This is a genomic window from Gracilibacillus phocaeensis (assembly GCF_900626275.1).
Lineage (GTDB): Bacteria > Bacillota > Bacilli > Bacillales > Amphibacillaceae > Gracilibacillus > Gracilibacillus timonensis.
The window spans coordinates 896239-920533 of the sequence record NZ_LR131145.1 but is presented as its reverse complement, the minus strand read 5'-3'; the positions used below and the strand labels follow the sequence as shown (position 1 = coordinate 920533).

General features: G+C 40.1%; 22 protein-coding genes and 1 riboswitch. Of the genes, 12 read left to right on the top strand and 10 right to left on the bottom strand.

Going from position 1 to position 24295, the window contains the following annotated elements:
- The first annotated feature begins 14 nt into the window (after positions 1 to 14).
- On the top strand, positions 15 to 1385 hold the full coding sequence (locus E0E32_RS20395) for an extracellular solute-binding protein (RefSeq protein ID WP_130860683.1): 1371 nt from the start codon (positions 15 to 17) through the stop codon (positions 1383 to 1385).
- Between the two features lie 98 nt (positions 1386 to 1483).
- On the opposite strand, the gene E0E32_RS20390 is transcribed toward E0E32_RS20395, so the two are convergent.
- A complete protein-coding gene (locus E0E32_RS20390; RefSeq protein ID WP_066189777.1) occupies positions 1484 to 2050 on the bottom strand; it encodes a glycerol-3-phosphate responsive antiterminator in 567 nt (188 codons plus the stop codon).
- Positions 2051 to 2853: 803 nt separating this feature from the next.
- Here E0E32_RS20390 and E0E32_RS20385 point away from each other — a divergent pair.
- The 5 genes from E0E32_RS20385 (at position 2854) to E0E32_RS20365 (ending at position 9381) form a co-directional block, all read left to right on the top strand.
- Positions 2854 to 3768: an ABC transporter permease gene (locus E0E32_RS20385; protein WP_066191246.1), complete on the top strand. Its 915-nt coding sequence runs from the start codon at positions 2854 to 2856 to the stop codon at positions 3766 to 3768.
- 21 nt (positions 3769 to 3789) lie between these two features.
- Positions 3790 to 4674, top strand: coding sequence for a carbohydrate ABC transporter permease (locus E0E32_RS20380; RefSeq protein ID WP_066189780.1), 885 nt, complete (start codon positions 3790 to 3792; stop codon positions 4672 to 4674).
- A gap of 21 nt (positions 4675 to 4695) precedes the next feature.
- Positions 4696 to 6300, top strand: coding sequence for an extracellular solute-binding protein (locus tag E0E32_RS20375; protein WP_130860681.1), 1605 nt, complete (start codon positions 4696 to 4698; stop codon positions 6298 to 6300).
- A 155-nt stretch (positions 6301 to 6455) separates the two neighbouring features.
- Entirely contained in the window at positions 6456 to 7190 is a 735-nt protein-coding gene (locus E0E32_RS20370) for a glycerophosphodiester phosphodiesterase (RefSeq protein ID WP_066189786.1), read from the top strand.
- A gap of 175 nt (positions 7191 to 7365) precedes the next feature.
- On the top strand, positions 7366 to 9381 hold the full coding sequence (locus E0E32_RS20365) for a putative bifunctional diguanylate cyclase/phosphodiesterase (protein WP_130860680.1): 2016 nt from the start codon (positions 7366 to 7368) through the stop codon (positions 9379 to 9381).
- 74 nt (positions 9382 to 9455) lie between these two features.
- Here E0E32_RS20365 and E0E32_RS20360 read toward each other — a convergent pair whose 3' ends face one another.
- From E0E32_RS20360 to E0E32_RS20350, 4 genes are all read right to left on the bottom strand, one after another.
- Positions 9456 to 10037, bottom strand: coding sequence for a thioredoxin family protein (locus E0E32_RS20360; RefSeq protein ID WP_066189789.1), 582 nt, complete (start codon positions 10035 to 10037; stop codon positions 9456 to 9458).
- A 132-nt stretch (positions 10038 to 10169) separates the two neighbouring features.
- A complete protein-coding gene (locus E0E32_RS20355) occupies positions 10170 to 11333 on the bottom strand; it encodes a DUF4317 domain-containing protein (RefSeq protein WP_130860679.1) in 1164 nt (387 codons plus the stop codon).
- Between the two features lie 147 nt (positions 11334 to 11480).
- The gene (locus tag E0E32_RS22450; RefSeq protein WP_161485678.1) at positions 11481 to 11654 is read right to left on the bottom strand and encodes a hypothetical protein; all 174 of its coding nucleotides are present in this window, start codon (positions 11652 to 11654) and stop codon (positions 11481 to 11483) included.
- A 220-nt stretch (positions 11655 to 11874) separates the two neighbouring features.
- Complete coding sequence (locus tag E0E32_RS20350) at positions 11875 to 12591, bottom strand: DUF421 domain-containing protein (protein ID WP_066189793.1); 717 nt, start codon at positions 12589 to 12591, stop codon at positions 11875 to 11877.
- Between the two features lie 418 nt (positions 12592 to 13009).
- Between E0E32_RS20350 and E0E32_RS20345 the strand changes: the two genes are divergently transcribed.
- The gene (locus E0E32_RS20345; RefSeq protein WP_130860678.1) at positions 13010 to 13738 is read left to right on the top strand and encodes an EcsC family protein; all 729 of its coding nucleotides are present in this window, start codon (positions 13010 to 13012) and stop codon (positions 13736 to 13738) included.
- Between the two features lie 431 nt (positions 13739 to 14169).
- Complete coding sequence (locus E0E32_RS20340; RefSeq protein WP_066189799.1) at positions 14170 to 14397, top strand: hypothetical protein; 228 nt, start codon at positions 14170 to 14172, stop codon at positions 14395 to 14397.
- Between the two features lie 52 nt (positions 14398 to 14449).
- Here the strand turns inward: E0E32_RS20340 and E0E32_RS20335 are convergent, their stop codons facing one another.
- The 3 genes from E0E32_RS20335 to E0E32_RS20325 all read right to left on the bottom strand — a co-directional run bounded on the left by E0E32_RS20335 (position 14450) and on the right by E0E32_RS20325 (position 17083).
- On the bottom strand, positions 14450 to 14845 hold the full coding sequence (locus E0E32_RS20335; RefSeq protein ID WP_165445113.1) for a helix-turn-helix domain-containing protein: 396 nt from the start codon (positions 14843 to 14845) through the stop codon (positions 14450 to 14452).
- Between the two features lie 309 nt (positions 14846 to 15154).
- Entirely contained in the window at positions 15155 to 16312 is a 1158-nt protein-coding gene (locus E0E32_RS20330; protein WP_066189804.1) for an MFS transporter, read from the bottom strand.
- A 57-nt stretch (positions 16313 to 16369) separates the two neighbouring features.
- Positions 16370 to 17083: an HAD family hydrolase gene (locus tag E0E32_RS20325; protein ID WP_066189807.1), complete on the bottom strand. Its 714-nt coding sequence runs from the start codon at positions 17081 to 17083 to the stop codon at positions 16370 to 16372.
- A 196-nt stretch (positions 17084 to 17279) separates the two neighbouring features.
- A riboswitch (ZMP/ZTP riboswitch) is annotated at positions 17280 to 17361 on the top strand.
- Positions 17362 to 17415: 54 nt separating this feature from the next.
- On the opposite strand from E0E32_RS20325, the gene serC reads away from it, so the two are divergent.
- Complete coding sequence (gene serC, locus E0E32_RS20320) at positions 17416 to 18495, top strand: 3-phosphoserine/phosphohydroxythreonine transaminase (RefSeq protein ID WP_066189810.1); 1080 nt, start codon at positions 17416 to 17418, stop codon at positions 18493 to 18495.
- A gap of 127 nt (positions 18496 to 18622) precedes the next feature.
- Here serC and E0E32_RS20315 read toward each other — a convergent pair whose 3' ends face one another.
- Both E0E32_RS20315 and E0E32_RS20310 read right to left on the bottom strand, forming a co-directional pair.
- Complete coding sequence (locus E0E32_RS20315) at positions 18623 to 19093, bottom strand: DinB family protein (protein WP_066189812.1); 471 nt, start codon at positions 19091 to 19093, stop codon at positions 18623 to 18625.
- Positions 19094 to 19165: 72 nt separating this feature from the next.
- Positions 19166 to 20515 (bottom strand): hypothetical protein, encoded by a 1350-nt coding sequence (locus E0E32_RS20310; RefSeq protein WP_066189815.1) that lies wholly within the window; start codon positions 20513 to 20515, stop codon positions 19166 to 19168.
- A gap of 150 nt (positions 20516 to 20665) precedes the next feature.
- On the opposite strand from E0E32_RS20310, the gene E0E32_RS20305 reads away from it, so the two are divergent.
- From E0E32_RS20305 to E0E32_RS20295, 3 genes are read left to right on the top strand one after another with little or no spacing between them, the layout of a single operon-like run.
- Positions 20666 to 21430, top strand: coding sequence for a DeoR/GlpR family DNA-binding transcription regulator (locus tag E0E32_RS20305; protein ID WP_130860677.1), 765 nt, complete (start codon positions 20666 to 20668; stop codon positions 21428 to 21430).
- Entirely contained in the window at positions 21427 to 22356 is a 930-nt protein-coding gene (pfkB, locus tag E0E32_RS20300; protein WP_130860676.1) for a 1-phosphofructokinase, read from the top strand. Before E0E32_RS20305 ends, pfkB begins: the two co-directional genes overlap by 4 nt.
- Positions 22356 to 24245 (top strand): PTS fructose transporter subunit IIABC, encoded by a 1890-nt coding sequence (locus E0E32_RS20295; RefSeq protein ID WP_130860675.1) that lies wholly within the window; start codon positions 22356 to 22358, stop codon positions 24243 to 24245. The genes pfkB and E0E32_RS20295 overlap by 1 nt, the downstream gene beginning before the upstream one ends.
- Positions 24246 to 24295: the final 50 nt, after the last annotated feature.

Sequence of the window (24295 nt, the reverse complement as noted above, 5' to 3'; positions counted from 1 at the left end):
ACGGGGGTAGAAAAATGTTTGCAAAACGATCGATCATGACGTTGTTGTTTCTGATGTTGATGGGTATGGTCATAGCAGGTTGCAGCAATTCAGGAGATGAAGGTGCGTCAGGAGGAAGTGGTGATTCTGGCGGTGAATGGGATGGACAGTCGATCACCGTCCATTTAATTGGTGATTTTGATATGGAGGATTCCACAGACCCGATCACGGGAAATACAGCAGAAGGTTTGCATGTTGTAAAAGACGAGTTTGAAAGCCAACATCCAGGAGCTACTGTAGAATTTGTTACGATGCCATGGGAAGGCTATACCGAAAAAACACAGGCGATGATCACATCTGGAGAAGCAGATGTTTATCAAATGCCAGGTATTGCCGATTTTGCACCACAAGATGTGCTTGAGCCGTTGCAATCTTATATGGATGAGGATGAAGAATTTGATGAAAGTGTATTTATTGATAATCAGATGGCAGGATGGGAAGTAATTGGACCTGATTCGGATGAATTGGAAACCTATGGACTTCCATTCTTGGGTGACGCTCGTTTTATCGCTTATGATAAGCAACTGTTTGATGAGTGGGGGGTTGAATACTTGTCCGATTATCCGACGATGGAAGAAGTGATGGAAAAGGCGAAACAAATGACCGGAGAAAATCCAGAAACTGGTGAACAAAACTATGGTATTTGGTTTCGCGGTGATTGGTCCTCTGCCTTTACATTGGTGAATCTTGCAGAAGGTCAGAATGGACGTTGGGGTACTGGTTTTGCCTGGGATGAAATTGAATTCGAATTTGATAGTCCTGAAATGACAGAAGGTTTAGAATGGTTATTGGAAATGCAAGAATACGCACCAGAGGGATTGACTAGTAATCAGGGTAATGAAAAATGGCTAACACCTGAAAACGATATTGCGATTATGCTGAACCAAGGGCCAGGGGATTTAATTATGCCATCCCATGCCCAAGGCCTTGATGAACAAATTGGCATTGCTCAGGAATTTAAAAATGATGAAGGTGTAGGTGGTTTATTCGCAGGTAGTCCAATTACCATTGCGAAGAATAGTGAAAATAAAGAACTTGCGTGGGAATGGTTAAAGTTTGCAACCAGTGAATTTATGCAACAATATGTCTTTGAAAATGTCAATGCGATGCCAACAATTAAGGCAGCAACGGAATGGGATAGTTATGAGGAAGTGCAGCATTTAATGGATCCGACAATGGAAGCTTTAAGTGCTCCTATGACCCCACGCTATCCATGGGGCTCTTCACAGCCACGCTTCATTCTGACTTCTGAAGTAGAGGCGGCCATGACAGGATCAAGGTCGGCAGAAGAAGCGCTGGAAAAAGCACAGCAGGAAAGTACAGATTGGTTGGAGAATCGAAATTAGATAGAATTTAAAATGGCGTAACAAATGATAGGATAATTAGTCTGTTTTAAGGGCTAATTATCCTTTTTAAAATCAACTTTCCCTTTCACACCCTCCAGCTACAAATCAAAATTCCATAATGCAGAAGATCCTGTTGAAATAGCTAGTGCACCAGCCTGAAGTCCTTGAAGTATGTCTTGTTTCGTGCTGATTAAACCACCGGAAATAATCGGCAAATGTGTTTTCTTTGTTAGGCTGTCAATAACGGTGGGCATAATACCTGGTAAAACTTCAATAGCACTAGGCTTACATTTGTGGGCCATTTCAATCCCTTTGTCCAGACCGCTGTGATCGATTAAGAAGACACGCATGATGGTCATCAATCCTACTTCATTGGCGTTTTTGATGATACCACTTTTGGTGGAAATGACACCGTCTGGTTTCCATTTTTCAGAAACGTATCGTAATGCACTTTGTGTATTAGCTAATCCATCGATAAAATCCAAGTGCAAAAAAACTTTTTTACCAGCTTGTTTTAGGCGCTCAATATATTCCGGCGTGTTAAGTAGATCACCAGTTAATAGAAAAGTAATATTCGCATGTGCCTGGATTGCCTTGTCTATATCTTCCGGCCTCTTTATAGACGCAATAACTTGTGATTGAACCATATCAGTAATTTGGTCCATAATAACGCTTCCTTTCCACTTTTTAATCAATAGTGAATACAGATATTACTACTATCCTAGCATATTTATATTTTAATGAAAATGAAATGAATTAGCCCATTGATGTAGGAGTAGAAGATAATGAATGTTTAAGCCAATATTTCTGGCAATCCATAATTTTGGGCATATTGGAAGGAAACATCATTTCGCTGGTCTATTTATTGTTTCTTTACATCTTTTTTACATTCTATTTATATTCGCTTCATATTAGTGGTTTATTCTTAGAAATAGGAAAGAAAATCTATTTATTCTTAGAGCGGAACAAATGGATAAAAGGCTAATAATTTGGCCGTAAATCGAATCTTCTGTCATTTAAACGTACATGTGTATAGTGAAATAACTCTTAGAGTCCACAGAGAAGATAGAGTTAGATAGATACCTTTTTGGGTAAAGGTGTGTCTAATTTTCTGTCTTCTCTTTTTCTTGTTTGTTATGAGTTGGATATACATAAAGATGATAGAAGAGATGGTCACTTAGTTTAACGGTTTCGTATCGCTCTGTAAGACTCTCTTTTTAACGGTTTCTTTACAATCCATTTATACCATCTTCATAGGGGTGTTTTAAACTAAAATGTGCGATATTACTTATTGTTACATAACCGATGATGAAAGAGATAGTCCAATCACATAGAGTGACCAGAAGGAGGATGAGGCATTGTAAACGAGTTACTATGACATTGCTTTTAGGGGGGAGTGAATCAATTGAAAGTGAACGATACTGCTGATCAGACATTAAGCAATGATAGACGAACAAAAAAACCTTCTTTGACAAAACGGCATGCCGGTATCAAGTCTGTACGTCAAAATTGGGATTTATATCTACTGATACTGCCTGTTATTTTGTATTTCTTAATTTTTAAATACTACCCGATGTACGGGGCACAGATAGCCTTTAAGAATTTTTTAGCAGTAGAAGGAATTACGGGTAGTCCGTGGGTTGGTTTTGACCATTTCATTCGATTTTTTGATAGTTTTTATTTCTGGAGATTGATAAAAAACACCTTATTTATCGGGCTGTATGAATTGGCGCTTGGGTTTCCAATTCCAATTATTTTGGCATTGATGATTAACGAAGTGAAGAACAAGCGGTTTAAACAAATTGTTCAAACGGTAACCTATGCACCACATTTTCTATCTACAGTGGTTGTAGTTGCTTTGCTGTTTATGCTGTTATCGCCGGCGACAGGAGTGCTGAATAATATTATTGCAGCCTTTGGAGGCGAACCAATAGCATTTATGACGGAACCCGGCTGGTTTAAGACCACTTATGTATTATCTGGTGTTTGGCAAACAATGGGATGGAGTTCGATTATCTACTTAGCGGCACTATCCGGTATTGATCCGCAATTAAAAGAGGCGGCAATGATTGATGGGGCTTCGAAACTTCAGACGATCTGGCATATTAACTTACCAGCTATTAAACCAACCATTATTATTATGTTGATTTTACAGTGTGGCAGTATCTTTGGTGTAGGTTTTGAAAAGGTATTCTTGATGCAGAACAACCTAAATATGGCAGCATCTGATGTCATAGCTACCCATGTTTATCGAACCGGTATATTGGGATCGCAATACAGTTATTCTACTGCTATCGGATTATTTGAATCTGTGATTAATTTTACCATCTTGTTAATCGTGAACTATGTAGCAAGAAAGGTGAATAAGGTGAGTCTATGGTAAAAGATGAGGTGAAGAAGACGAATGTTTTATAGTTTAAATAAAGGCGATAAGCTCTTTACCGTGACAAACTACTTTCTCTTATCCTTGGTCATTTGTTTAATGATATACCCATTAATTTATGTTATTAGCGCGTCTTTTAGCAACCCGGAAAAGATGTTGTTAGGAGAATTATGGCTATTTCCTAAAGATATAAACTTTGAATCCTATCTGTTGGCATTTCAGAATTCGGATATTTGGATAGGTTATAGAAACACTATTTTTTACACGGCGCTTGGTACGCTTATTAATCTGATTATGTCTGTAATGATTGCTTATCCGTTGTCAAGGAAAGATTTCTATGGTCGAGGGATTATCACGGCGTTTATCATCTTCACGATGTTTTTTAACGGTGGGATGATTCCAACCTATCTGCTAGTCCGAGATGTCGGGATGTTAGACACATTTTGGGCTGTCATGATACCTGGGGCAGTATCTGTCTATAACGTGATTATCATGCGAACTTTTTTTCAAGGAATTCCGAATGAGATACGCGAAGCTGCAGCGATTGATGGTTCTACCAATTTACATTTTTTGTGGAAAATTGTTTTGCCGTTATCTACGCCAATTCTTGCTGTAATGGCACTATTTTATGGGGTAGGACATTGGAACTCTTATTTCGATGCCTTAATCTATTTGCAGGACTCAGCAAAATATCCCTTGCAGCTGTTTTTACGGCAAATGCTGATTCAGGATGATATGACGGCGATGTCCACATCTGGAACGGAAGGTGTTGCACAGCATCTTTTAAGAGTAGAGGGATTGAAATATGCAGTGGTGATCATAGCCAGTTTACCTATGCTAATTATCTACCCGTTTTTGCAAAAATATTTTATTAAAGGCGTTATGATTGGTTCATTAAAAGGTTAACATATGAGGAGGAATGGAAAAATGAAGAAAATATTCGCTTTGATGTTAGTAATAGTAGGAATGTTGTTAGCAGCATGTCAGAATGAAGATGCGGCAGAGGGGGCAGGATCAGAGGAATCTAGGGAAAATGTCAATAAGGAAGGTTTTCCGATTGTGGAAGAACCGATTGAATTAGAATTTTTTACAGGAAAATATGAACCGAATCTAGATGATTATGAAGAAACACTTGTTTTTGATACGTATGCAGAAGAAACCGGTATTGACGTAACTTTCGATGAGGTCCCGTTTGGAACATTAACCGAGAAGAGGAACTTGGTTTTAGCTAGCGGCGAATACCCAGACGTTTTTTATTCAGCTAGGATTCCTTCGGCAGATGTAGTATCGTATAGTCAACAGGGAGTGTTTGTTCCTTTGAATGATCTAATTGAAGAATATGCGCCGAATATACAAGCTTTCTTGGAAAAACACCCAGATGCCAAAAAGGGTTTAACGATGCCGGATGGCAATATATATTCGATCCCTTCTTATTACAACCCAGATTTCTTACCAATGTTGATTGGTAAGCCGCTATGGATTAATCAGGATTGGCTGGCAGAGTTGGATATGGATGAACCAACCACAACCGATGAATTTTATGATTATTTAAAGGCCGTTCAGGAGACAGACTTAAATGGTAATGGCGAACAGGATGAGATACCGTTTAGTGCCACCAGTACCGGAGCAATTCGTGATATGGTGAAAGGTGCTTGGGGTTTTGGCACAAGAGGTGTTGGCAATAAATATGTTGATGTTGACCCAGAGACCGACGAATTAAGGTTTATGCCGACAGAGCCAAAATATAAAGAAATGCTCGAATATATTCATCAGTTATATCAAGAAGGATTAATAGATGAAGAGATTTTCACGATGGACGATGCCCAATTAAACGCAAAAGGTGCTCAAGGTATTTTAGGAGCGAATATCTCACCAAACCCGGTTACCGTCATGAACCAGGATAATTTCACTGGCCTAGGGGCTTTAGAAGGACCACATGGTGACAAATTATATAGTCAAGTAAAATCACCATTAATTCATGTTGCCGCATTTGCAATTACTAGTGCTAATGAGCATCCAGAGGCGACGATTCGTTGGATTGACCATTTCTTTAGTGAAGAAGGCGCTGCATTCCAATTTATGGGTGTGGAGGGAGAAACATACGAAGTGACAGAAGATGGAGAAATGGAGTATACCGAGGAAATCACCAATAATCCTGATGGCTTAACGATGGATGAAGCATTAACACCATATGTAACGTGGATGGGAGGCAGTTATCCAGGATATGTACAGGAGGAGTATTTCAAGGGATCAGAGTCGATGCCAAATGCCATTGAAGCAGGGGAAAAGGCACAGCCGGATGTTCCGGAAGAGATTTGGAATGGTTTTAATTATACCGAGGAAGAATTAACGTTTATGCAAGGTCCAGGTGCTGACATTAAAAGCTTTGTAGCAGAACAAGAAGAATTATTCATCAATGGTTCAAAATCGTTCAGCGAGTGGGATGCCTACGTTGAGCAGGTAAAACAAATGGGGCTGGAAGAATATATGCAAATTGAATCAGCAGCGCATGAACGATACCAAGAAAGCTAATTATGTATAACAGGACTTGCCCGATCCTCTATGTTGTGAGTTGCAGGGCAAGTCTCTGTTAAAGATTTGCGGTAATGAAACCGATGAGTTTATCATATATTCAGGATAGAATTTCTATTGCTGCATACACAGGATAGTGAGGAGGAGGAACAACAGTGAAGATAATAGCACACCGAGGTGCGTCCAGTGATGCCCCCGAAAATACGTTAGCTGCTTTTCAAAAAGCGATTGACCATGGAGCGGATAGTATTGAGCTGGATGTTCGACTGACAAAGGATGGCGTTCCGGTTATATGTCATGATGCAACGATTAAAAGAACTAGTGATGGGACAGCTGCCATTCATGAAGCAAATTTAAGCGAACTAAAACAATGTGACTTCGGCTCCTGGTTTGATCCTTCATTTGCTGGGGAGGAAATCCCAACACTAGATGAAACCTTGCGATTGGTGAAAGACACGGACATGGATCTTAATATTGAGGTGAAGAATAGCCCGATTATTCATGTAGGCATTGAGCAGAAGATGATAGATTTGGTTCATAAATATGGGATGCAGGATCGTGTGCTGTTTTCTTCTTTTGATCACCAATGTTTGAAAAGAATTCACTTATTGGATGCAAGGGTTAAGATCGGTTTTATACTGCACATGAATTTGGTCCACCTGTTTGATTATATCAAAAATAGTGGGATCGAAGCATATAGTATCCATCCACACCATTTTTACACGACGAAAGGTATGGTATCAGAAGCTCATGCATGCGGGATAAAGGTGTACCCCTATACGATTGACGATATGGAGTTGGCTGAGCAATATTTGGCCAAAGGGGTAGATGGTGTGATTACGAATAAACCATTGTTGTTTAAGTCATCCAGCGGCTTTTCCCTGATATAGCTTTTAACGTATAATTAAGAATGTCCTAGTGGTGCTGTTAAATAGACAGCGCCACTATTTTTTTGATTATATTCCCACCAACAAGCAATGCCTCATCTTTTGAAAAGTTACCAGTACATCTAAAATATGGTATAATCTAAGATATTATAATGGCACCAAATCTGGAGGTGATCAAATGAAGCAAGGGGTTTTTGTAATCGTTCAAGAACGCATTTCATATATGAACCAAGTATGCGTAGACATATTAGATTTGGATGTGAAGCAATATCAAGACTGCCATTATTCTACGGCTATTGCACAGTGGATAAATAAAGAGACGGCACATTGTTTTAAATCGTTAATAGATGGTAACAAAACAGACATTCATACCACGGCCATGATTCATACCAATCCACATGAAGTTATCATCTTGGATATCTATGGCCATTATGTTCATTCTGCAGTGGGTCCGCAAGTGATTGGGTGTATCACCGATGTAAGGCAAAAAGGAGAACAACTAACACGTTCTTTGAAGGATCTTGCCGATATGCGATATTCCATCGATCAGGCTGCTATCGTTGCGATTACGAATCGACGAGGCAAGATTACATATGTAAATAATAAATTTTGTGAAATATCGGGATATACAGCTGAGGAACTGATTGGTCAAACCCATCAGATTATCAATTCTCATTATCATTCACGGGATTTTTTCAAGGAGTTATGGCGTACTATTGGTTTAGGTAAGGTGTGGAAGGGTGAAATACGCAACCGAAGGAAAGATGGTTCCACTTACTGGGTGAATACGACCATTGTTCCTATTAAGGATGAGAACGGACAACCCTATCAATATCTAGCAATCCGTTATGATATTACAGACAAAAAGCAAAACGAAGAACAAGTTCGATATATGGCTTTTTACGATCACTTGACTGGGTTGGCCAACCGGCGGATGTTTGATAAGTGCCTGAAAGAAGCAATAAACAAGGCGAAACAACGTAACATTAAGTTCGGCATTATGTTTGTCGATTTAGATAGTTTTAAATATGTAAATGACACCTTGGGTCATGTGACTGGGGATAAGTTGCTGATTGCTGTAGGCGAACGATTCCAGCAGATGGTTTCCAAAAGAGGAATTGTTGCCCGTTTTAGCGGAGATGAGTTTGCCATTCTGATTGACCAAATTGATAGTTACAATGAATTGCAGCAGTTTTCGGAAGCTATTATAGATGATTTTAAACAACCTTTTCTTATAGAAGATTATGAGTTGAATATAACAGGAAGTATTGGCATTGCCGCTTACCCAGGTGGAGGAGAAGACCCGGAGGCAATGATGAAGCACGCCGATTTAGCGATGTATTATGTTAAAAATGAGCAGAAGAACGATTATCAAATGTTTAACATGGATATGAATGATATGAGTCAGCGTACGTTTCAAATCCAAAATGATTTGCGTAAGGCTTTAGAGGAGGAGCAATTCTCCCTTGTTTATCAGCCCCGGGTCAATCCAATCGATGCCTCGATCCAAAGCTTTGAAGCTTTAATTCGTTGGGAACATCCGGAGTTTGGTGAAATATCCCCATCTGAATTTATCCCACTGGCGGAAGAAGTGGGGATGATTAATCCTATTGGTACATGGGTGATTCGATCTGTTTGTAGGCAAATCAGCTTATGGTCTTCCAATGGTTATGATCTCATTCCGGTTTCTATCAATTTGTCCGCTAGTCAATTTATGCAAGCTTATTTTGTTCATCATTTCTTTCAAATCTTACAAGAATTTAAGGTGGATCCGGTTTGGGTTCAAGTAGAAATCACGGAATCATTGTTGATTGAGAATGAAAAAGGGGTACGAGATATCCTGCAGAAATTACGAGATAAGTCCATCAAAGTTGCGCTAGATGATTTTGGTACGGGTTATTCCTCGTTAGCTTATTTGCGTAAATTTAAGGTGGATATATTAAAGATAGACCGATCGCTGATTAAAGGGATTTCTACCCAATCCAGTGAGAAGCTAATTGCTTCTACCGTTATTCAACTGGGGAAAAGTCTTAATATGACCGTTGTGGCGGAAGGGTTGGAAGAGAAAGAAGAGGTAGAGGCAGTCGTGCAGTTAGGTATTGATGAGGTGCAAGGATATTATTTTAGTAAACCGCTTCGAGTGGGAGATATGGAGCGTATGTTGCAGACGAAGAAATGTTTAACTTATATGTAATTAGGAAATCCAAGGCTTTTTCAATAGGTGCAATAAGCCTTGGATTTTTCCATTCAAGTAATGAAAACAATAGATTAGACTAGATCACATGCTTCTGCAGGCATCCAATGTTCGTCTTGTCCTTCCCACTTAATATTACAACCAAGTGGATTGGTTAAAGGTATCGTAATTTCTTTTCCTGCTAAGTGTTCTTTCAAGGCATTGTCTAAATCATTCATCGTGGCTTTGTCTGCCTCACGCGGATTGTCAATACCTCTTCCTGTATATATCAATTTTCGATTCCGATCAAACACAAAGAAATGTGGAGTGCGTAAAGCACCATATGCCCTGGCAATTTCTTGGGTGGAGTCGTGCAGATAGGGCCATGGAAACTGCTGGTCATTCATGGTTTCAACCATTACTTCATAAGAATCATCAGGTTTAGTATTCACGCTATTGGAGTTAATAGCAACGAATTTCACCCCATCAGCGCAGTGTTTTTCAGCAGTAGCTCGAGTTACCTCATTGGAACCGAGGACAAAAGGACAATGATTACAGGTGAAAAACACCACAAGGACGTCTGCATCTTGAAAGTCATCTAGCTGATAGTTTTTCCCGTCGGTTGCTTTCAGATAAAAATCGGGGGCCTTTTTTCGTAATTCTAATGTAAAAACCATACACCAACCTCCAAAGATTTATTAAATCATATATGAAAACGATATCAAAAACCTAGCGTTTTGCCAACTGAAAGCGTCTGAAAGGTGTGATAAGGTCATGTTTACAGGGCAATTACAACGGAATCCCCCTTCTCACTTAAACGCCTCCGGAATCAATGTAAATCCGTCAATCACCGTGTCTTCTTCCACTTCGATCATCAAATAACGGCGCCCGTCCATTTGTATCTGTCGGACGTGGCGTAAATCTTCCGGGCTAACAGAAATATTAGCGACTTTTGTATTGATTTTAATAGACTTAGAGTTAAATTTGGGCACAATATTACGTGCTTTTAATTCATAATTGGTATCGTCGATGACATTTTGAAAAGCCGTTTCCATCTTCTCTGTGTTCACATCTGCTACACCGCTTGAAGTCAAGATACGTTCGACATCCTTATAATCCAAGGTAGGTGCTTCTTCTTCCTCGTTGTCTTCCGCCACACGGTGAATTTCTTCATATACATTGGCAAGGGTCGAAGAGTTCAGCTGGTGCCCGACAGCATCACGAACCACTTCTTCAAAGGCGATCTTATCATCTTTGGCTGTCATCGTTTCTTCCGCTTCTAATACATTTTCAATAAATGCCTCATCAGGCTCGTTGGCTTTACCAGCAGTGTACAATACGTGATTGACATCTTGCGCATTGTCTGTCACACAAGGGAAGAGAAAACCGCCCATTGGCGCATTTAGATTGATAACCGGGTCGACCATCACGTTATATTTAAACTCTTTCGCGATATAATCGAATTGTAATTCTTTCTTGGGTTCTTGCGTTTTGTTGATGCTGCACAATATAAATGGGTGTGCATAAACCGAATCGTGTATGCTGCCTTCATCATCTTGGCTTTTTTTCATCGGTTTAACATATTCACCACGTATAAATGTAACGACCACATCCATTTCATATTGCCGATCCTGGAGTATTTTTTCAACCATCACTAACATTTGTTGCTGCCACTCTTGATTTTCTCCCGCTAGTAATCCTTTATGTAAAATGAGCTGGGTTGGGTTTTCTGTTTCGGCGTGAAATTTCAATTCGAATAACTTTTCATCCAGCTGTCCAGTTAACACTTTTTTAAAGTTGGTGATAAATAGTTCTTGTTCATCTTGATCAAGCATATCGAAAGGCTGGCTTTGCTGATGGTAAATATCACTGGATTCCTTCATGATATAGACATTAAATATTTCATGAATTTTCATCTTATCATTATCTACCTTAAATTGTTTACGTATATTAGCAATATCTTGTTTATTCATTCACTCATCGCTCCTGTATCATTATCGTCATCCTTCACTATACCATGTTTTGACGATGTCTGGCATCATAAAAAAACGCCTCAGGCACGATAAATGGTGACGTGCTTGAGGTGTTAGCGTAGCTTGATTTTCCAATTCGTCATAAACTCAATCCTTTATTTTCTGTAGTATGCTTATTTTCCCGCTGCCTTGACAACCCGAACAAGCAATTTCCCCTTCCCCAGCACATGTGTCACACTTGTGTATTCCATAATCAATACCTTCACCTGAACAATCTGGACATCGTTTTAAACCTTCACCATTACAATCTTTACACTTCATGGGGGGTTCCTCCTTATTAAGTTTTTTTACTTAAAATGTTCGTAAAGGTGTGCTGTAACGCCATAAATAATGTTATAGTGGCGTCACAGCTAAGCAAATAAGACGCTAAAATCATCCTACCGCTTTTTATATTATGAAGGGGTTAGTAATAGATACCACGATTTCTAAACAAATAATCTTCTAAAAGCAAAGTGTAATCAAACTGTAATAATAAGAGGGATTAATCGTCCATCATCGGTGCTTGAGATTGCTGATCTTGATAGCGAGAGAGGTGCAGCTCGTTTTGTAAATTGACGGAGGCAAAAAATACTTCTTGTATCTCCACAATGCCTTGTTTCTCTAATTCAGTCCACAGCCATTGTTTGTTCAGGTTTCTGGATGCTAGGACCTTTGTCTGAATGTTTCCCTCCATAATAACGGGGAAAGATAGTGGTAGAAGGGAAGATGTCATGTTTAAGTTTCCGAGTGTCACCAGCTGCTTGTCTGGTGTTTTTAATACACTAAGAGCACCATTTGCTTCAATGATTGCAATATGCACCTCTTGTAAATCAAATATTCCTTTATCACGCAACATTTGCAGTAAATTTTCGATAGAAAAACCAACTTTTTTTAAGTGCTTATGTAGAATAACTCCTTCATAAACGACGGTAGTTGGGGAAAAGTTAATGAGCTTATTGAATTTGCGATGGGACAGCTTTAAATGAGAAACTACTTTTTGTAGAATAGCAATAAGTAAGAGAGCCGTAACGGTTGGAATATGGCTTACATCTGGGTTAGCGACATCCGCCCCCACCACCGAGGCCAAGGTAATAATGACGAGAAAATCAAAGATGGGTACCTCTCCCATGGCTCGTCTTCCCATAAAGAGGGCAATTGCTAAAAATAAAGGGAGAATCGTTAATACTCTTCCCGCCACAATCATTAGATCGGATAGCATGGTAAAAAGCACCTCCTGTGATTTGTTTTTCTATATGTTGCTCCATGAGACGACATAATATGTATGGCTTGATTGCTCTTTTTTTTTAAAAATATCTTTCGCTTAGATAATGCGAAAATTCGTAACTATATAAGTTGAAGTTATAAATGTAACAAAAACGTGTGACAAGCAAGTCTATGTTCACATTATTTCCTGATAATACTTCGTTTGATTCATTCGCGAAAATGGATCAAGAGCATCTATCAAAACAATGAGAAATGATTTCATTCAACTTATATAAAGATGCTTTTCGACAATAGACTAGAGATCAAGTCTGTTGATTCTAAGTAAAGTTGTGGTATTCGGGGATTTTTTTGAAGCATAAAGCTTGGTTATTACGTATAAAAGCTAGTTGCATATTATGGAGGGAATAAATAAAATGAACGGATATGAGCATGAAGTTTATCAAGAACTGCTTGATTGGGAATTAAGCCTGCTGAAAAAACAGAGCATGTTTCAAAAAATATCAAAACGCACGCAAAATCGGATCAATCAATATATCCCGGAAAGAGCGCATCAGATTATCACGGAGTCGATTAAACAAATGGTAAAGACGACATTGTTTGGTTCTGATGTGACTACCAATAAAACGCAGTATGTAGGAAAGACCCTAGAGGAAAAGGAGCAGCTTGTCCAAGAGAAACTGGAAGGATATCGAAAAACTGCTATGTTGGAAGGAGCAGGGACAGGTGCGGGAGGATTCTTGTTAGGTTTAGCTGACTTTCCTTTGCTTTTATCGATTAAAATCAAGTTTTTATTTGAGGTTGCTACGATATATGGATGGGATGTGTCGAAATATGAAGAACGTTTATTTATTCTGCACGTCTTTCAATTGGCCTTTTCCAATGACGATAAACGCAGAGAAGTCTACTATTTGATTAAACACTGGGACGAGGAAAAGGGACGCTTAACCGATATGGATTGGCGCGAATTCCAACAAGAATATCGCGATTATATTGACTTGGTGAAAATGTTCCAATTAATCCCGGGATTCGGTGCGGTCGTAGGGGCATATGCCAATTATAATTTGTTAGAACAGCTAGGAACAACCGCAAAAAATAGTTATCGAATTCGCTGGTTTGCACAAGGAGACAGACAAATCAAATAAATAAAGTGAGACTTCCATCCGTGGAAGTTTTCTTCAGCTCCCACTAATGGGTAGCGAAACTTATCGGGGAGTTAGCGTCCGTTATCCCCGAAATAAATGGAGTAATTGCCGGCTTTGTCGGATGATTACTCCATTATTTTGTGTTTGGAGTGGAGGTATAGATTCTGTCACCTGTTTTTGTTACATTTATAAGTTCAATTTATATAGAAATCTTAGAGTAGCGAGGTTCATTCGCCTGTTGTGATTTTTTTATATTGTTTTCTGATATATCTTGTTCTTTTGAAGAGAATATGATATATTAATAAGAACAAACGTTCCTATTTTATTTGCCTCTAAGCATGTTCCTCTTTTCGTGTAGAATAATCCACCATGGTGTTTTAAAGTAATATCCCAATATAACAATAAACATAATTAAATAGGAGGTCTTTCCAGTGAAAAAGTCATTATTAGATGCGGAAGTTATTGATAACTTGATGTCCAAGCAGGTATTAACGGATGTGAAGGCGCAATTATTAGAGGTTATTTGTTTATTACTTCAGGATTCTATATACACCAAAGATGATGCGGCTTGGGCATTATTACAAATCATACCGTTAATAGAATTAGAAGAAGGTCCACATAAAATTGAACAGCTTTGTAGAGAGTTAAAGAAGCTATAAATTAAGCAGTTTAAGAAAGAATGCACAAGAAAACTCAGTAACGAAACAAGGTTCATTCCGATTCCTGAGTCTTCTCTATATGTATTTCATGTTTAATAAATTGCCAGGCTCTGCCGAGACGTTCCACTTGAAAATCTGGGGAACGGTTTAAGTCATCTAATAATTGAAGCTCTCTTAATAAACGAATGGACTGCAGGTCTTCATCCGACAATACTAATCCATCTGCTACAGTGGTAGGATGTTTTTCTGTATCAATAATGCCTAATAAGTAATCGGCAGATACATCAAATATCTCGGCGATTGTTTTGATGGAATCTAAAGAAGGCTCATTTCGGCCTTGTTCATAATATCCATATGCACTGGTCGATATATTTAGTTTTTTGGCCATTTCTTCTTGTTTGATCCCTTGTCTTTCTCTGAGATACCGAAGCCTTTCTTGAAATTTCACCATACGATTCTCCCTTTCTAGGAAGCATTATACAATGAATTCCGCTTCGAAAATTAAAATGCAAGCAAAAATTGTCGAATAATTTTTAAACAATTTAAACTTGTTTGAATTACAGGGACTCAAGTCTTCTAAAAGCAATAGTGAATAGTAGCTTTGTAGAGGTCAGACAGCTGTCGGTGCTTTTGCATCATTTTAAAAAAGAGATAGGACATTTCCGTTCTGATTATCATGACCAAAGGGACCTTGTATATAGGAGATTTGACATAATGAAAGCACAAAGGTGGATTCTTTGTGCTAGTGTCTTATCAATCAAAGTGCTAAATAAACTTTCTTTTTGTATACGTAATAGATGGCTAATGCAAACAGCGACAATACCACCCCTGATAGATAAGGAAGGAAAATCGCCCATCCGTATAGTAAGCCGCCGAGCGGAGGTCCGATAATCCGTCCCAACGAGTCAAAAGAGGATAGTAAGCCAGTGGTTTGTCCATAGCCTGATTTGGCTGTTTTTGTTAATAGAGAAGACACACTGGGACGAATCAAGCCATTTCCCAACCCAAATATTGTTAAAAAAATAGCGGCAGTGATAAAGTTCTCCACAAGCAAAATAAGAGCAAACCCAAGTGCAGAAACGAGGACGCCGATTTGAATAACCTTGCCTTCTCCTAACGATTTCGTCATGCGACCGACTAAACCACCTTGAACGATGGCTCCTGCTAGTCCCATGATCATAAAAATATAGCCGAGTTCCAATGTACCAAGACCTGCACGATCATAGGCGAAGTACGCAAAGGTCGCCTCCAGTCCTGCCAGTGAAACGGAAACGAACCATTGCAGAATATAGAGATTAGCTATCGGCGTCTTCAAACCGTCTATCAAAGAAGGACGTTTCTTGTCGATTGCTTCCTGTTTGTTTGTTAAGGATTCTTTCAAAACGAATAGCACCAGGAACCATGTGAATAAGGAAGAAATTCCTGATAAAATAAACGGTAATGCCAGATTTCCAGAAGAGAAGATCCCTCCGATCGCTGGTCCGAAAATAAAACCAAGTCCAACGGCAGCGCCAATAATGCCCATGCCTTTCCCTCGGTCTTCCTCACTGGTAATATCGGCAACATAAGCCATTACGGTAGGCATGTTTGCGGCAGATAATGAGCCGCCAATGATTCGAGCGGCAAATAGCATCCATAGCTGCGATGCCCATGCCAATAGAAAAAAGGAAAGGGCTAATCCAGCAATTCCAATAAGCAAAACCGGCTTGCGCCCGATTTTGTCAGAAAGTCGTCCCCACATTGGGGCAAATAAAAATTGCATGACCGAGTAGGTGGCCATCAATAAACCTAACTGGAATGGTGAAGCGCCAAGTTCTTCCGCATAGAAAGGGAGGACGGGAATAATAATTCCAAAGCCTACCATAACGAAGAACATGACCGCAAATAGAATACCTAATACTTTTTTTGAATTCAACAATCTCACCCCAAAAACGAAAGAGATGAATCAATGGTGGACTCATCCCGTTCCTCATTAAATTTTAATCCCTATATCCTTGGCAATTGCTAATACGTCCTGCACATGGCAGAAGGTATAGTCTGGTACGATAGATGGCTCAAGAACAGGCCGCTGGCGATGGTTGAGCCAAGCTGCTTGCCAGCCAGCTTGTTTGGCCCCTGCTACATCGTTAGGAAAGGAATCCCCGATATAGAGCGTTTGTCCCTTGACTAAGTTCATCTTATCTTCTACATATTGAAATGCTTGTACATTTGGTTTGGAATAGCCTATTTGTCCCGAAATAAATAGATGACTTTCTGGTATCCATTTGGTTACGTTTAATTGAGCTACTTTCATCATTTGGTGATGGTATTCCCCATTAGTTAAAACGGCTAATGATATCTCAGATTGATATAATTGATCTAACAGGCATTCCATCTCCGGGAATAGTTTGATATTTTGCTGTTCTCTTAGATAGCATTGCTGAAAGGCAGTAGCTTGTTCTCTAGTAAGTGAGATAGAGAAATCATCACATGCCTTTTGAATGCGATAAATTTGCAAGTCCAAGGCGGTGATCTCACCGCGGATATGCTGTTCAAAAACGGCATCACTGTATTCCCTGCTTTTTTTATAAAGGTCGATTATTTCATGCTGCTGAAAGCTTTCAGGAATTATTTGCTGAACGGCATGACGGAATGGCTGTAATTGATCGTATAATGTATCATCAACATCAAAAATGATGGTTTGCATGTATATCCATCCTTGTTATCCGATTTATCTTAGGTCACATTTTTAGACCATTGTCTATTTTATCATACTTTCGGGCATCAAACTGTTACAATTTTTGTACTTCTTTTGCATAGATAGACAAACGGCGAAATCAGACGAAAAATAAAATTATGATTGAAAAAGGAAGGGAAACTTGTTATAATTTTCACAAAGTTAATCGGCTATGTGTAACTGGCGAGGATACGGATCAACCGTAGGGGAGCACATAGTATCGCTAGCCGCTCGCCTGGGCAAGGTAAGGAAAAAGATTCCTTACCTCTTTCTGTCTAAAATTATATAAAGGTGTGGTGAACATGAAACGAGTATACAATTTTTCTGCTGGTCCATCGATACTGCCGTTAGAGGTGTTGGAAAAAGCGCAAGCTGAGCTGCCAAATTATCAGGATTCCGGTATGTCTGTAATGGAATTAAGTCATCGTTCAGGGTTGTTTACGGATATCATAACCGAAGCTGAACGTTTGTTACGAGAATTGATGGGGATTCCGGATAACTATAAGGTGCTTTTTGTGCAAGGGGGGGCATCTCAGCAATTTGCTGCTATTCCGTTAAATTTAAAGAAGAATGGTAAGGCAGATTATGTGAATACGGGATCTTGGTCTAAGAAGGCGATCAAAGAAGGGAAAAAATTTGTAGAAGTAAAGGAGATAGCTTCTTCTGCGGATAAGAATTTCACTTATATCCCAACCGTTACAAGAGATATGATAGATCCTGAAGCGGATTATGTGCATATTACGACTAACAATACGATTGAAGGTACCGCGTTTCACGACATTCCAGATGCTGGAGATGTTCCGTTGGTAGCGGATATGTCATCTAACATTTTATCGGAGGAAATCGATGTGACCAAATTTGCTTTGATTTATGCTGGTGCCCAGAAAAATATTGGACCTGCAGGATTAACCGTGGTCATTATTCGAGAAGATTTAATCGGACATGCGGCAACAGAGTGCCCGACGATGTTAGACTATCAAACACATAGTGAAAGTGGTTCCTTGTATAACACACCGCCAACTTTTGGTATATATGTTGCCAAGCTTGTGTTTGAGTGGTTGAAAGATTTGGGTGGTTTGTCCCAAATGCAGAAACGGAATCAGCAAAAGGCAGCTATTTTATATGATTATATAAAGCAATCAGATTTCTATCACTCTCCTGTGGAGGAGAATAGTCGTTCGATTATGAATATTCCTTTTGTTATTCCAAATCATGATTTGGATGCAGCATTTGTTAAAGAAGCACAAGCTGCAGGCCTAGAAACCTTAAAAGGGCACCGTTCTGTAGGCGGAATGCGTGCGAGTATTTATAATGCTATGCCAGTAGAAGGCGTTCATGAACTAGTGGCTTTTATGGATAATTTCGCCAAAGAATATCGTTAAAAAATGTTACTAGTAATAAAACGATAGTTGACATAAAAAAACACGGGTCTCCCCCGTGTTTTTTTTACTCCATAAATCAGAGGCCTCTCATTATTTTATCCAAGAAGGCTGTTGTTCTTCTCCCTACTTATGATTGCTGTTCTTTCGTAGGCCCCATCACACCAGGAACATGCAAACCTGCTTGGCGTAACAATACGGTCATTTGCCCGCGGTGGTGGGTTTGATGATCAATTAATTTACGCAAGATAGCCCCGCGTGGTGTCTTGCCGCCAATCCCATCTACCTCTTCTAGTAAAGCTTCGTCGGACAAATGGGCTTCGACCTCGTGTTTTACGGCTGCTGCAATCTTTTGATAGGCAGCTACATTTTCTTCCGCATGGCTAGGTTCAGAAGCGATGGCTGCTTTTATATCCAATCCAACCAAACTAGAGAAAAAGGCAGGAGAGCTCGCCAGGTGAAAACCGAGCCATCCAAGTGTGCTGTGACCTTCTACAATGGCTTGTCCTAGCTTATCATCTGTTACAGCTTTCAACACCGCAACGGTTCCTTGTGCTTCGTGCTCCCAATCGGTAATAAAATCTTGCACGGTACGATACATGTCATTTCTCTCCTTTATCATTGATCTCATTTCACTGTATCAAATAATTTGGCGAAATGCATGTTGGAGGATTTAGATCAGGAAATAAGCAAAGATAATGCCGACAATTCCGAACACTAACGAATATATCATATTATAATAAGTGATATAGTACGGACTCTGTCTTAAACTCATGGAAGTAATGGTGACGACCAATCCGTAAGTTCCAATCGGGACGGTGGCAACCGTGGCTATCATTAAACTGACAGCAAGGCTTAACGGGGATAATACTTCCATTAAAATCCCGCTAATTCCGCTTAAGATTCCAATCGTTGCTAATGGATGGACGCCAAACATGCTTAGAAAAACAAATAATAGTTGAATGATGATTAAGACATACAACGGTTTATCTGCTAAGGCAATGATCGGCTGTTGTAGCATGTCTTGTGCTGGCGATCCATTTAAGGCATTGGTAAACAGTGCGAGTGTTACAAACAATACAATAAAATTGTGCATAGTGTTCAGTGTATTTTTCCAACGATTCCAGCCAATTGTCCAGAAGCTTTTCCATCTCCCCATAGCTAAGGCCCAACAAAAGGCAAATGGCGGTACAAGTAAAATAACCGTCAATAGAAAATCAAGATCAAACACGTTTCCAATCGCAATCACTAGAAATAAAAAAGTGGCCAGTGCAATGATTAATTGTAGCATGCTTGACCGATTTTGACGGATGTTGCTTGTTTGTTGCTGCGGTGGTGCAGGGTAGTTGTAGCGTTTAAAAAACCATCTGCCCCATAGGCTGTCCAACACATACATAATGACGGATATGGCAATCATCCAAGGTAACAGCTCGCCAAATCCCACACCAGTGACCAAAAGAATCATTCCCATCGCCATTTCTAATGGACTCCAAGGCAATGCCAAAGAATAACCGCGCAAGGAAACCATCATAATAAACTTACTGGCAATTCTCTGTTTGATTGGTTTTAGATTATCGACTAGTACATCTTGTGCCAGTGTAGCAGCCGACACGTTGAGAAAGGAAGTTAAGGCCATCATCACCGTGCTGCTTCGTTGATAAAGCTGCCCCAAATGTTGCACATTTCCTCGTAATAAACGCTGCAGCAATTTATCAAATCGTCCAGCAGCTACCACGCTGTTCATCCAAGGTAATACGGCAAGCAAGGTTAACAGCGACAGGTTATCCCCCATTCCAGAGATGATATCTCCCCATGATAAATCGGTAAATGGCAAAAGAATAAGACCAATAAGTAAGAAGCTGCTTCCAAGAATTTGAAACAATTTGGTCGCTTGCCGGAAGCTAATCAGTAATATGACAATCGCCAAAAGTCCAAGTGTGAATTTTAACCAAGGATAAGGAAAAAATAACGAATAGATATGTAAAATAAAGATAGCGGCAAAAAATAGATAAGTGTGTTTCATAGCTGCACCTGCTTTCGAATGATTTCAGCTTGCTTGTGAATATTATAACATAAAATGAAGCGTTGTGAACGTTTTTGATAGATTTTGGTTGACTGTGACCGTTTTTGATTGTATAATGACTGTAAGCGATTCATAACTAATATAAAAAGGATGATCTTGGTGCTCACAATTGAAAGGCAAGACTTGATTTTATCTTTATTAAAAGAGCAGGAAGTAGTCAAGGTGAAAGATATATGTGATTTAACAAACGCTTCTGAATCAACGGTTCGCAGGGATTTAACAGAACTAGAAAAGAGGCAGTACATCAAACGAGTACACGGTGGTGCCTCGTTAATCAAACAAAAAAGAGATGAACCGACCTTTGTCGAAAAAACAACCAGAAACTATCATGAAAAAGAAGCAATCAGTGAACAAGCTGTTTCGCATATTGAAGCAGGTGATTCGATCTTTTTGGACGCTGGTTCCACGACGTTAGCACTTATACCTTTTCTTGCACAAAAATCGGTAGTAGTCGTTACGAATGGTATTCCGCATGTTCCGTTATTAATTGAGCATAATATTGAAACCTATGTGATAGCAGGTAAGGCAAAGCAGGGTACCGCAGCATTAACGGGCACCAAGGCAGTAGAGTCGGTGCGTGAATATCGTTTTGATAAGTGTTTTTTAGGGATAAATGGGGTACATCTAGAACAAGGACTAACTACTCCGGATCCGGAAGAGGCAAGCGTGAAACGTGCTGCACTGGAACAAGCACAAGCAACTTATGTACTGGCGGATTCCTCAAAGTTTGGGGAAGTCTCTTTTGCCAATGTAGCTTCCTTAGCTCAAGTCAACCTGGTAACAACGAATCATGTATCAGAAGAACAACAAACTGCTCTGCGTAAACAAACAAACTTGGAGGTGGTGTCGTTATGATTTATACCGTTACCTTAAACCCTGCCATTGATTATGTGGTACAAGTAGAGAATTTTACAGCTGGCCGTTTAAATCGAAGCAAGTCAGATTATAAGGAAGCGGGAGGAAAAGGTATTAATGTGTCCAGAGTGCTTCAACGTCTCGGTGGAGAAAGTACTGCGTTAGGATTTATCGGAGGTTTTACAGGGGAATTCATCACCGATTACCTAACAGGAACAGGCATTGAACATGATTTTGTCTACTTAAAAGAGGATACACGTATCAACTTAAAGATGAAATCAGGTGAAGAAGAAACGGAGGTAAACGGCGTATCCCCACAGATCGATCAAGCCTCCTATCAACAACTTTTGGACAAGCTAGGTCAACTGCGATCACACGATATTGTGGTGCTATCAGGTAGTCTGCCATCGTCCCTTTCTCCAGCCACTTATCGTGAAATAGTGGCTCAATTATACCATCAAGGTGTGATGGCTATCCTGGATACAAGCGGACTACCGCTGGAGGAAGCGATTCAGGCAAGTCCGACGTTTATCAAGCCCAACCATCATGAATTGGCCGATTTGTTTGGTGAGAAAATAGCAACGGATGAGGATATTATTCGTTTAGCCACACGTCTTCATCAGGAAAATCAAATTAATCATGTGTTGATTTCGATGGCGAAAGATGGTGCCATTTATGTTGGGGAAGGCGGTGTGTTACGGTTAACGGCACCAGTTGGGCAGGCTGTTCATTCGGTAGGGGCGGGTGATTCAGCCGTTGCAGGATTTATCTATAAATTACAGCAAACAGCTGATCCAAGAGAAGCGGCCCGATTTGCCGTGGCTTCGGGTAGTGCCACGGCCTTCTCGAAAACCTTATGTACCAAAGAAGAAGCAGAGGCGCTTTTGTCACAAGTTAAACTGAGTGAGGAAAGGATGGATAACTAATGAGAATTACCGAGTTATTAAGACGAGATATTGTCATTTTAGACGCCAAGGCACATACAAAAGATGACATTATCAACGAGTTAGCTGGGCAGTTGGATAAAGGTGGTTATTTGAATGATAAGGCTGCGTTTGAGCAGGCTATTTGGGATCGTGAAAAGCAGACTAGTACTGGAGTGGGTGACCATGTAGCTATTCCTCATGCGAAGACTAGTGCTGTATCTACGCCAGCGATTGCTTTTGCAAGATCGCAAGACGGAATAGACTACGAATCATTAGACGGTAAGCCAGCGCATTTATTTTTTATGATTGCAGCGAGTGAGGGTGCTAATAATGATCACTTGCAAACTTTATCAAGGCTATCTACCTTATTAATTGATGAGGATTTTCGTGAACAATTGATGGGAGCAACATCAGAAGGTGAGATTCTCTCGATTATTAATCAAAAAGAAGAAGAGAAATTAGGAAAAGCTGAGTCGGAGGCGAAAGAAGCGGAAGCATCAAAGGCAAATGGTATCGAATTGTTAGCTGTTACGGGTTGTCCGACAGGTATTGCCCATACGTATATGGCGGCCGATGCATTGAAGGATAAGGCAAAGGCAAAAGGGATATCCATCAAGGTGGAAACCAATGGATCCGATGGAGTGAAGAACCGTTTAACAGACGAAGAGATTCAACAAGCCAAGGCAATTATTGTTGCCGCCGATACCAAAGTGGAAATGAATCGGTTTGATGGTAAGAAGGTACTGCGCCGTGGAGTAACCGATGGTATTCGCAAGACCGATGAATTAATCGATACGGCAATGAGTGGGGATGTTCCCGTTTATGAAGGTGACGGCAAAGGTTCCGGTTCAGGCTCAAGCGGGGGTAATCGTTCCAGCTTTTATCAGCATTTAATGAATGGTGTATCCAACATGCTGCCATTTGTTGTGGGTGGCGGACTTTTAGTAGCTATTTCTTTCTTGTTTGGTATCAATTCAGCAGACCCAACAAGTGACGAATATAATATCTTTGCGGCTGCCTTGAATAACATTGGTGGCGATAATGCGCTTGCCTTAATGGTAGCCGTATTAGCCGGGTTTATCGGGATGAGTATTGCCGACCGGCCAGGTTTTGCGCCGGCGATGATCGGTGGCTTTATGGCAACGGCTGGTGACGCCGGTTTCCTCGGTGGTTTGATTGCCGGTTTCCTCGGTGGTTATGTCGCATTAGGTGTGAAAAAATTACTATCAGGAATGCCTAAAACATTTGATGGGATTAAAACGATTCTATTCTATCCAGTGTTAAATATTTTGATTACGGGACTTCTCATGTACTTTGTCATTATTGAACCTGTTGCTTGGCTGATGAATGTATTGAGCGACTGGCTAAGCGGTATGACGGGAGCCAATGTGATGGTACTAGGCATTATTCTTGGTGGTATGATGGCAATTGATATGGGTGGTCCTATCAATAAAACGGCCTTTACCTTTGGTATTGCCATGATCGATGCTGGTAACTTTGGACCACACGCGGCCGTTATGGCAGGTGGGATGGTGCCACCATTAGCTATCGCTTTTGCAACAACTTTTTTCAAAAACAAGTTTACTGATGAGGAGCGACAAGCTGGTAAAACAAACTATGCCCTTGGTTCCTTCTTTATTACAGAAGGTGCGATTCCATTTGCTGCCTCGGACCCAGGTCGAGTGCTTCCCTCTTCGATTATTGGTTCTGCGATTGCCGGTGGTCTCACCTTGTTATTTGGTATTGGTGTACAAGCACCACACGGCGGCATCTTTGCCTTCCCAGCCGTGGTGGGCAACTGGATGATGTACTTGCTGGCCATTATCATCGGTGCTATCATATCTGGTTTGATATTAGGTATTTGGAAAAAGCCAGTGGATAAAGAATAATAAGAAGTTAGTAAAAACCCCTAAAAGTCAGTAGCTTTTAGGGGTTTTTA

Bases quoted from the DNA above. Each gene is read 5' to 3' on its own strand.
- E0E32_RS20350 (WP_066189793.1), bottom strand. From the start codon at position 12,591: ATGCTATCCGATCTAATGATTGTGGCGGGAAGAGTATTAACGATTCTC.
- E0E32_RS20365 (WP_130860680.1), top strand. From the start codon at position 7,366: ATGAAGCAAGGGGTTTTTGTAATCGTTCAAGAACGCATTTCATATATG.
- E0E32_RS20305 (WP_130860677.1), top strand. From the start codon at position 20,666: ATGATCTTGGTGCTCACAATTGAAAGGCAAGACTTGATTTTATCTTTA.
- E0E32_RS20355 (WP_130860679.1), bottom strand. From the start codon at position 11,333: ATGAATAAACAAGATATTGCTAATATACGTAAACAATTTAAGGTAGAT.
- serC (WP_066189810.1), top strand. From the start codon at position 17,416: ATGAAACGAGTATACAATTTTTCTGCTGGTCCATCGATACTGCCGTTA.
- E0E32_RS20375 (WP_130860681.1), top strand. From the start codon at position 4,696: ATGAAGAAAATATTCGCTTTGATGTTAGTAATAGTAGGAATGTTGTTA.
- E0E32_RS20295 (WP_130860675.1), top strand. From the start codon at position 22,356: ATGAGAATTACCGAGTTATTAAGACGAGATATTGTCATTTTAGACGCC.
- E0E32_RS20395 (WP_130860683.1), top strand. From the start codon at position 15: ATGTTTGCAAAACGATCGATCATGACGTTGTTGTTTCTGATGTTGATG.
- pfkB (WP_130860676.1), top strand. From the start codon at position 21,427: ATGATTTATACCGTTACCTTAAACCCTGCCATTGATTATGTGGTACAA.
- E0E32_RS20360 (WP_066189789.1), bottom strand. From the start codon at position 10,037: ATGGTTTTTACATTAGAATTACGAAAAAAGGCCCCCGATTTTTATCTG.
- E0E32_RS20325 (WP_066189807.1), bottom strand. From the start codon at position 17,083: ATGCAAACCATCATTTTTGATGTTGATGATACATTATACGATCAATTA.
- E0E32_RS22450 (WP_161485678.1), bottom strand. From the start codon at position 11,654: ATGAAGTGTAAAGATTGTAATGGTGAAGGTTTAAAACGATGTCCAGAT.
- E0E32_RS20315 (WP_066189812.1), bottom strand. From the start codon at position 19,093: ATGTATCGTACCGTGCAAGATTTTATTACCGATTGGGAGCACGAAGCA.
- E0E32_RS20390 (WP_066189777.1), bottom strand. From the start codon at position 2,050: ATGGACCAAATTACTGATATGGTTCAATCACAAGTTATTGCGTCTATA.
- E0E32_RS20310 (WP_066189815.1), bottom strand. From the start codon at position 20,515: ATGAAACACACTTATCTATTTTTTGCCGCTATCTTTATTTTACATATC.
- E0E32_RS20380 (WP_066189780.1), top strand. From the start codon at position 3,790: ATGTTTTATAGTTTAAATAAAGGCGATAAGCTCTTTACCGTGACAAAC.
- E0E32_RS20345 (WP_130860678.1), top strand. From the start codon at position 13,010: ATGAACGGATATGAGCATGAAGTTTATCAAGAACTGCTTGATTGGGAA.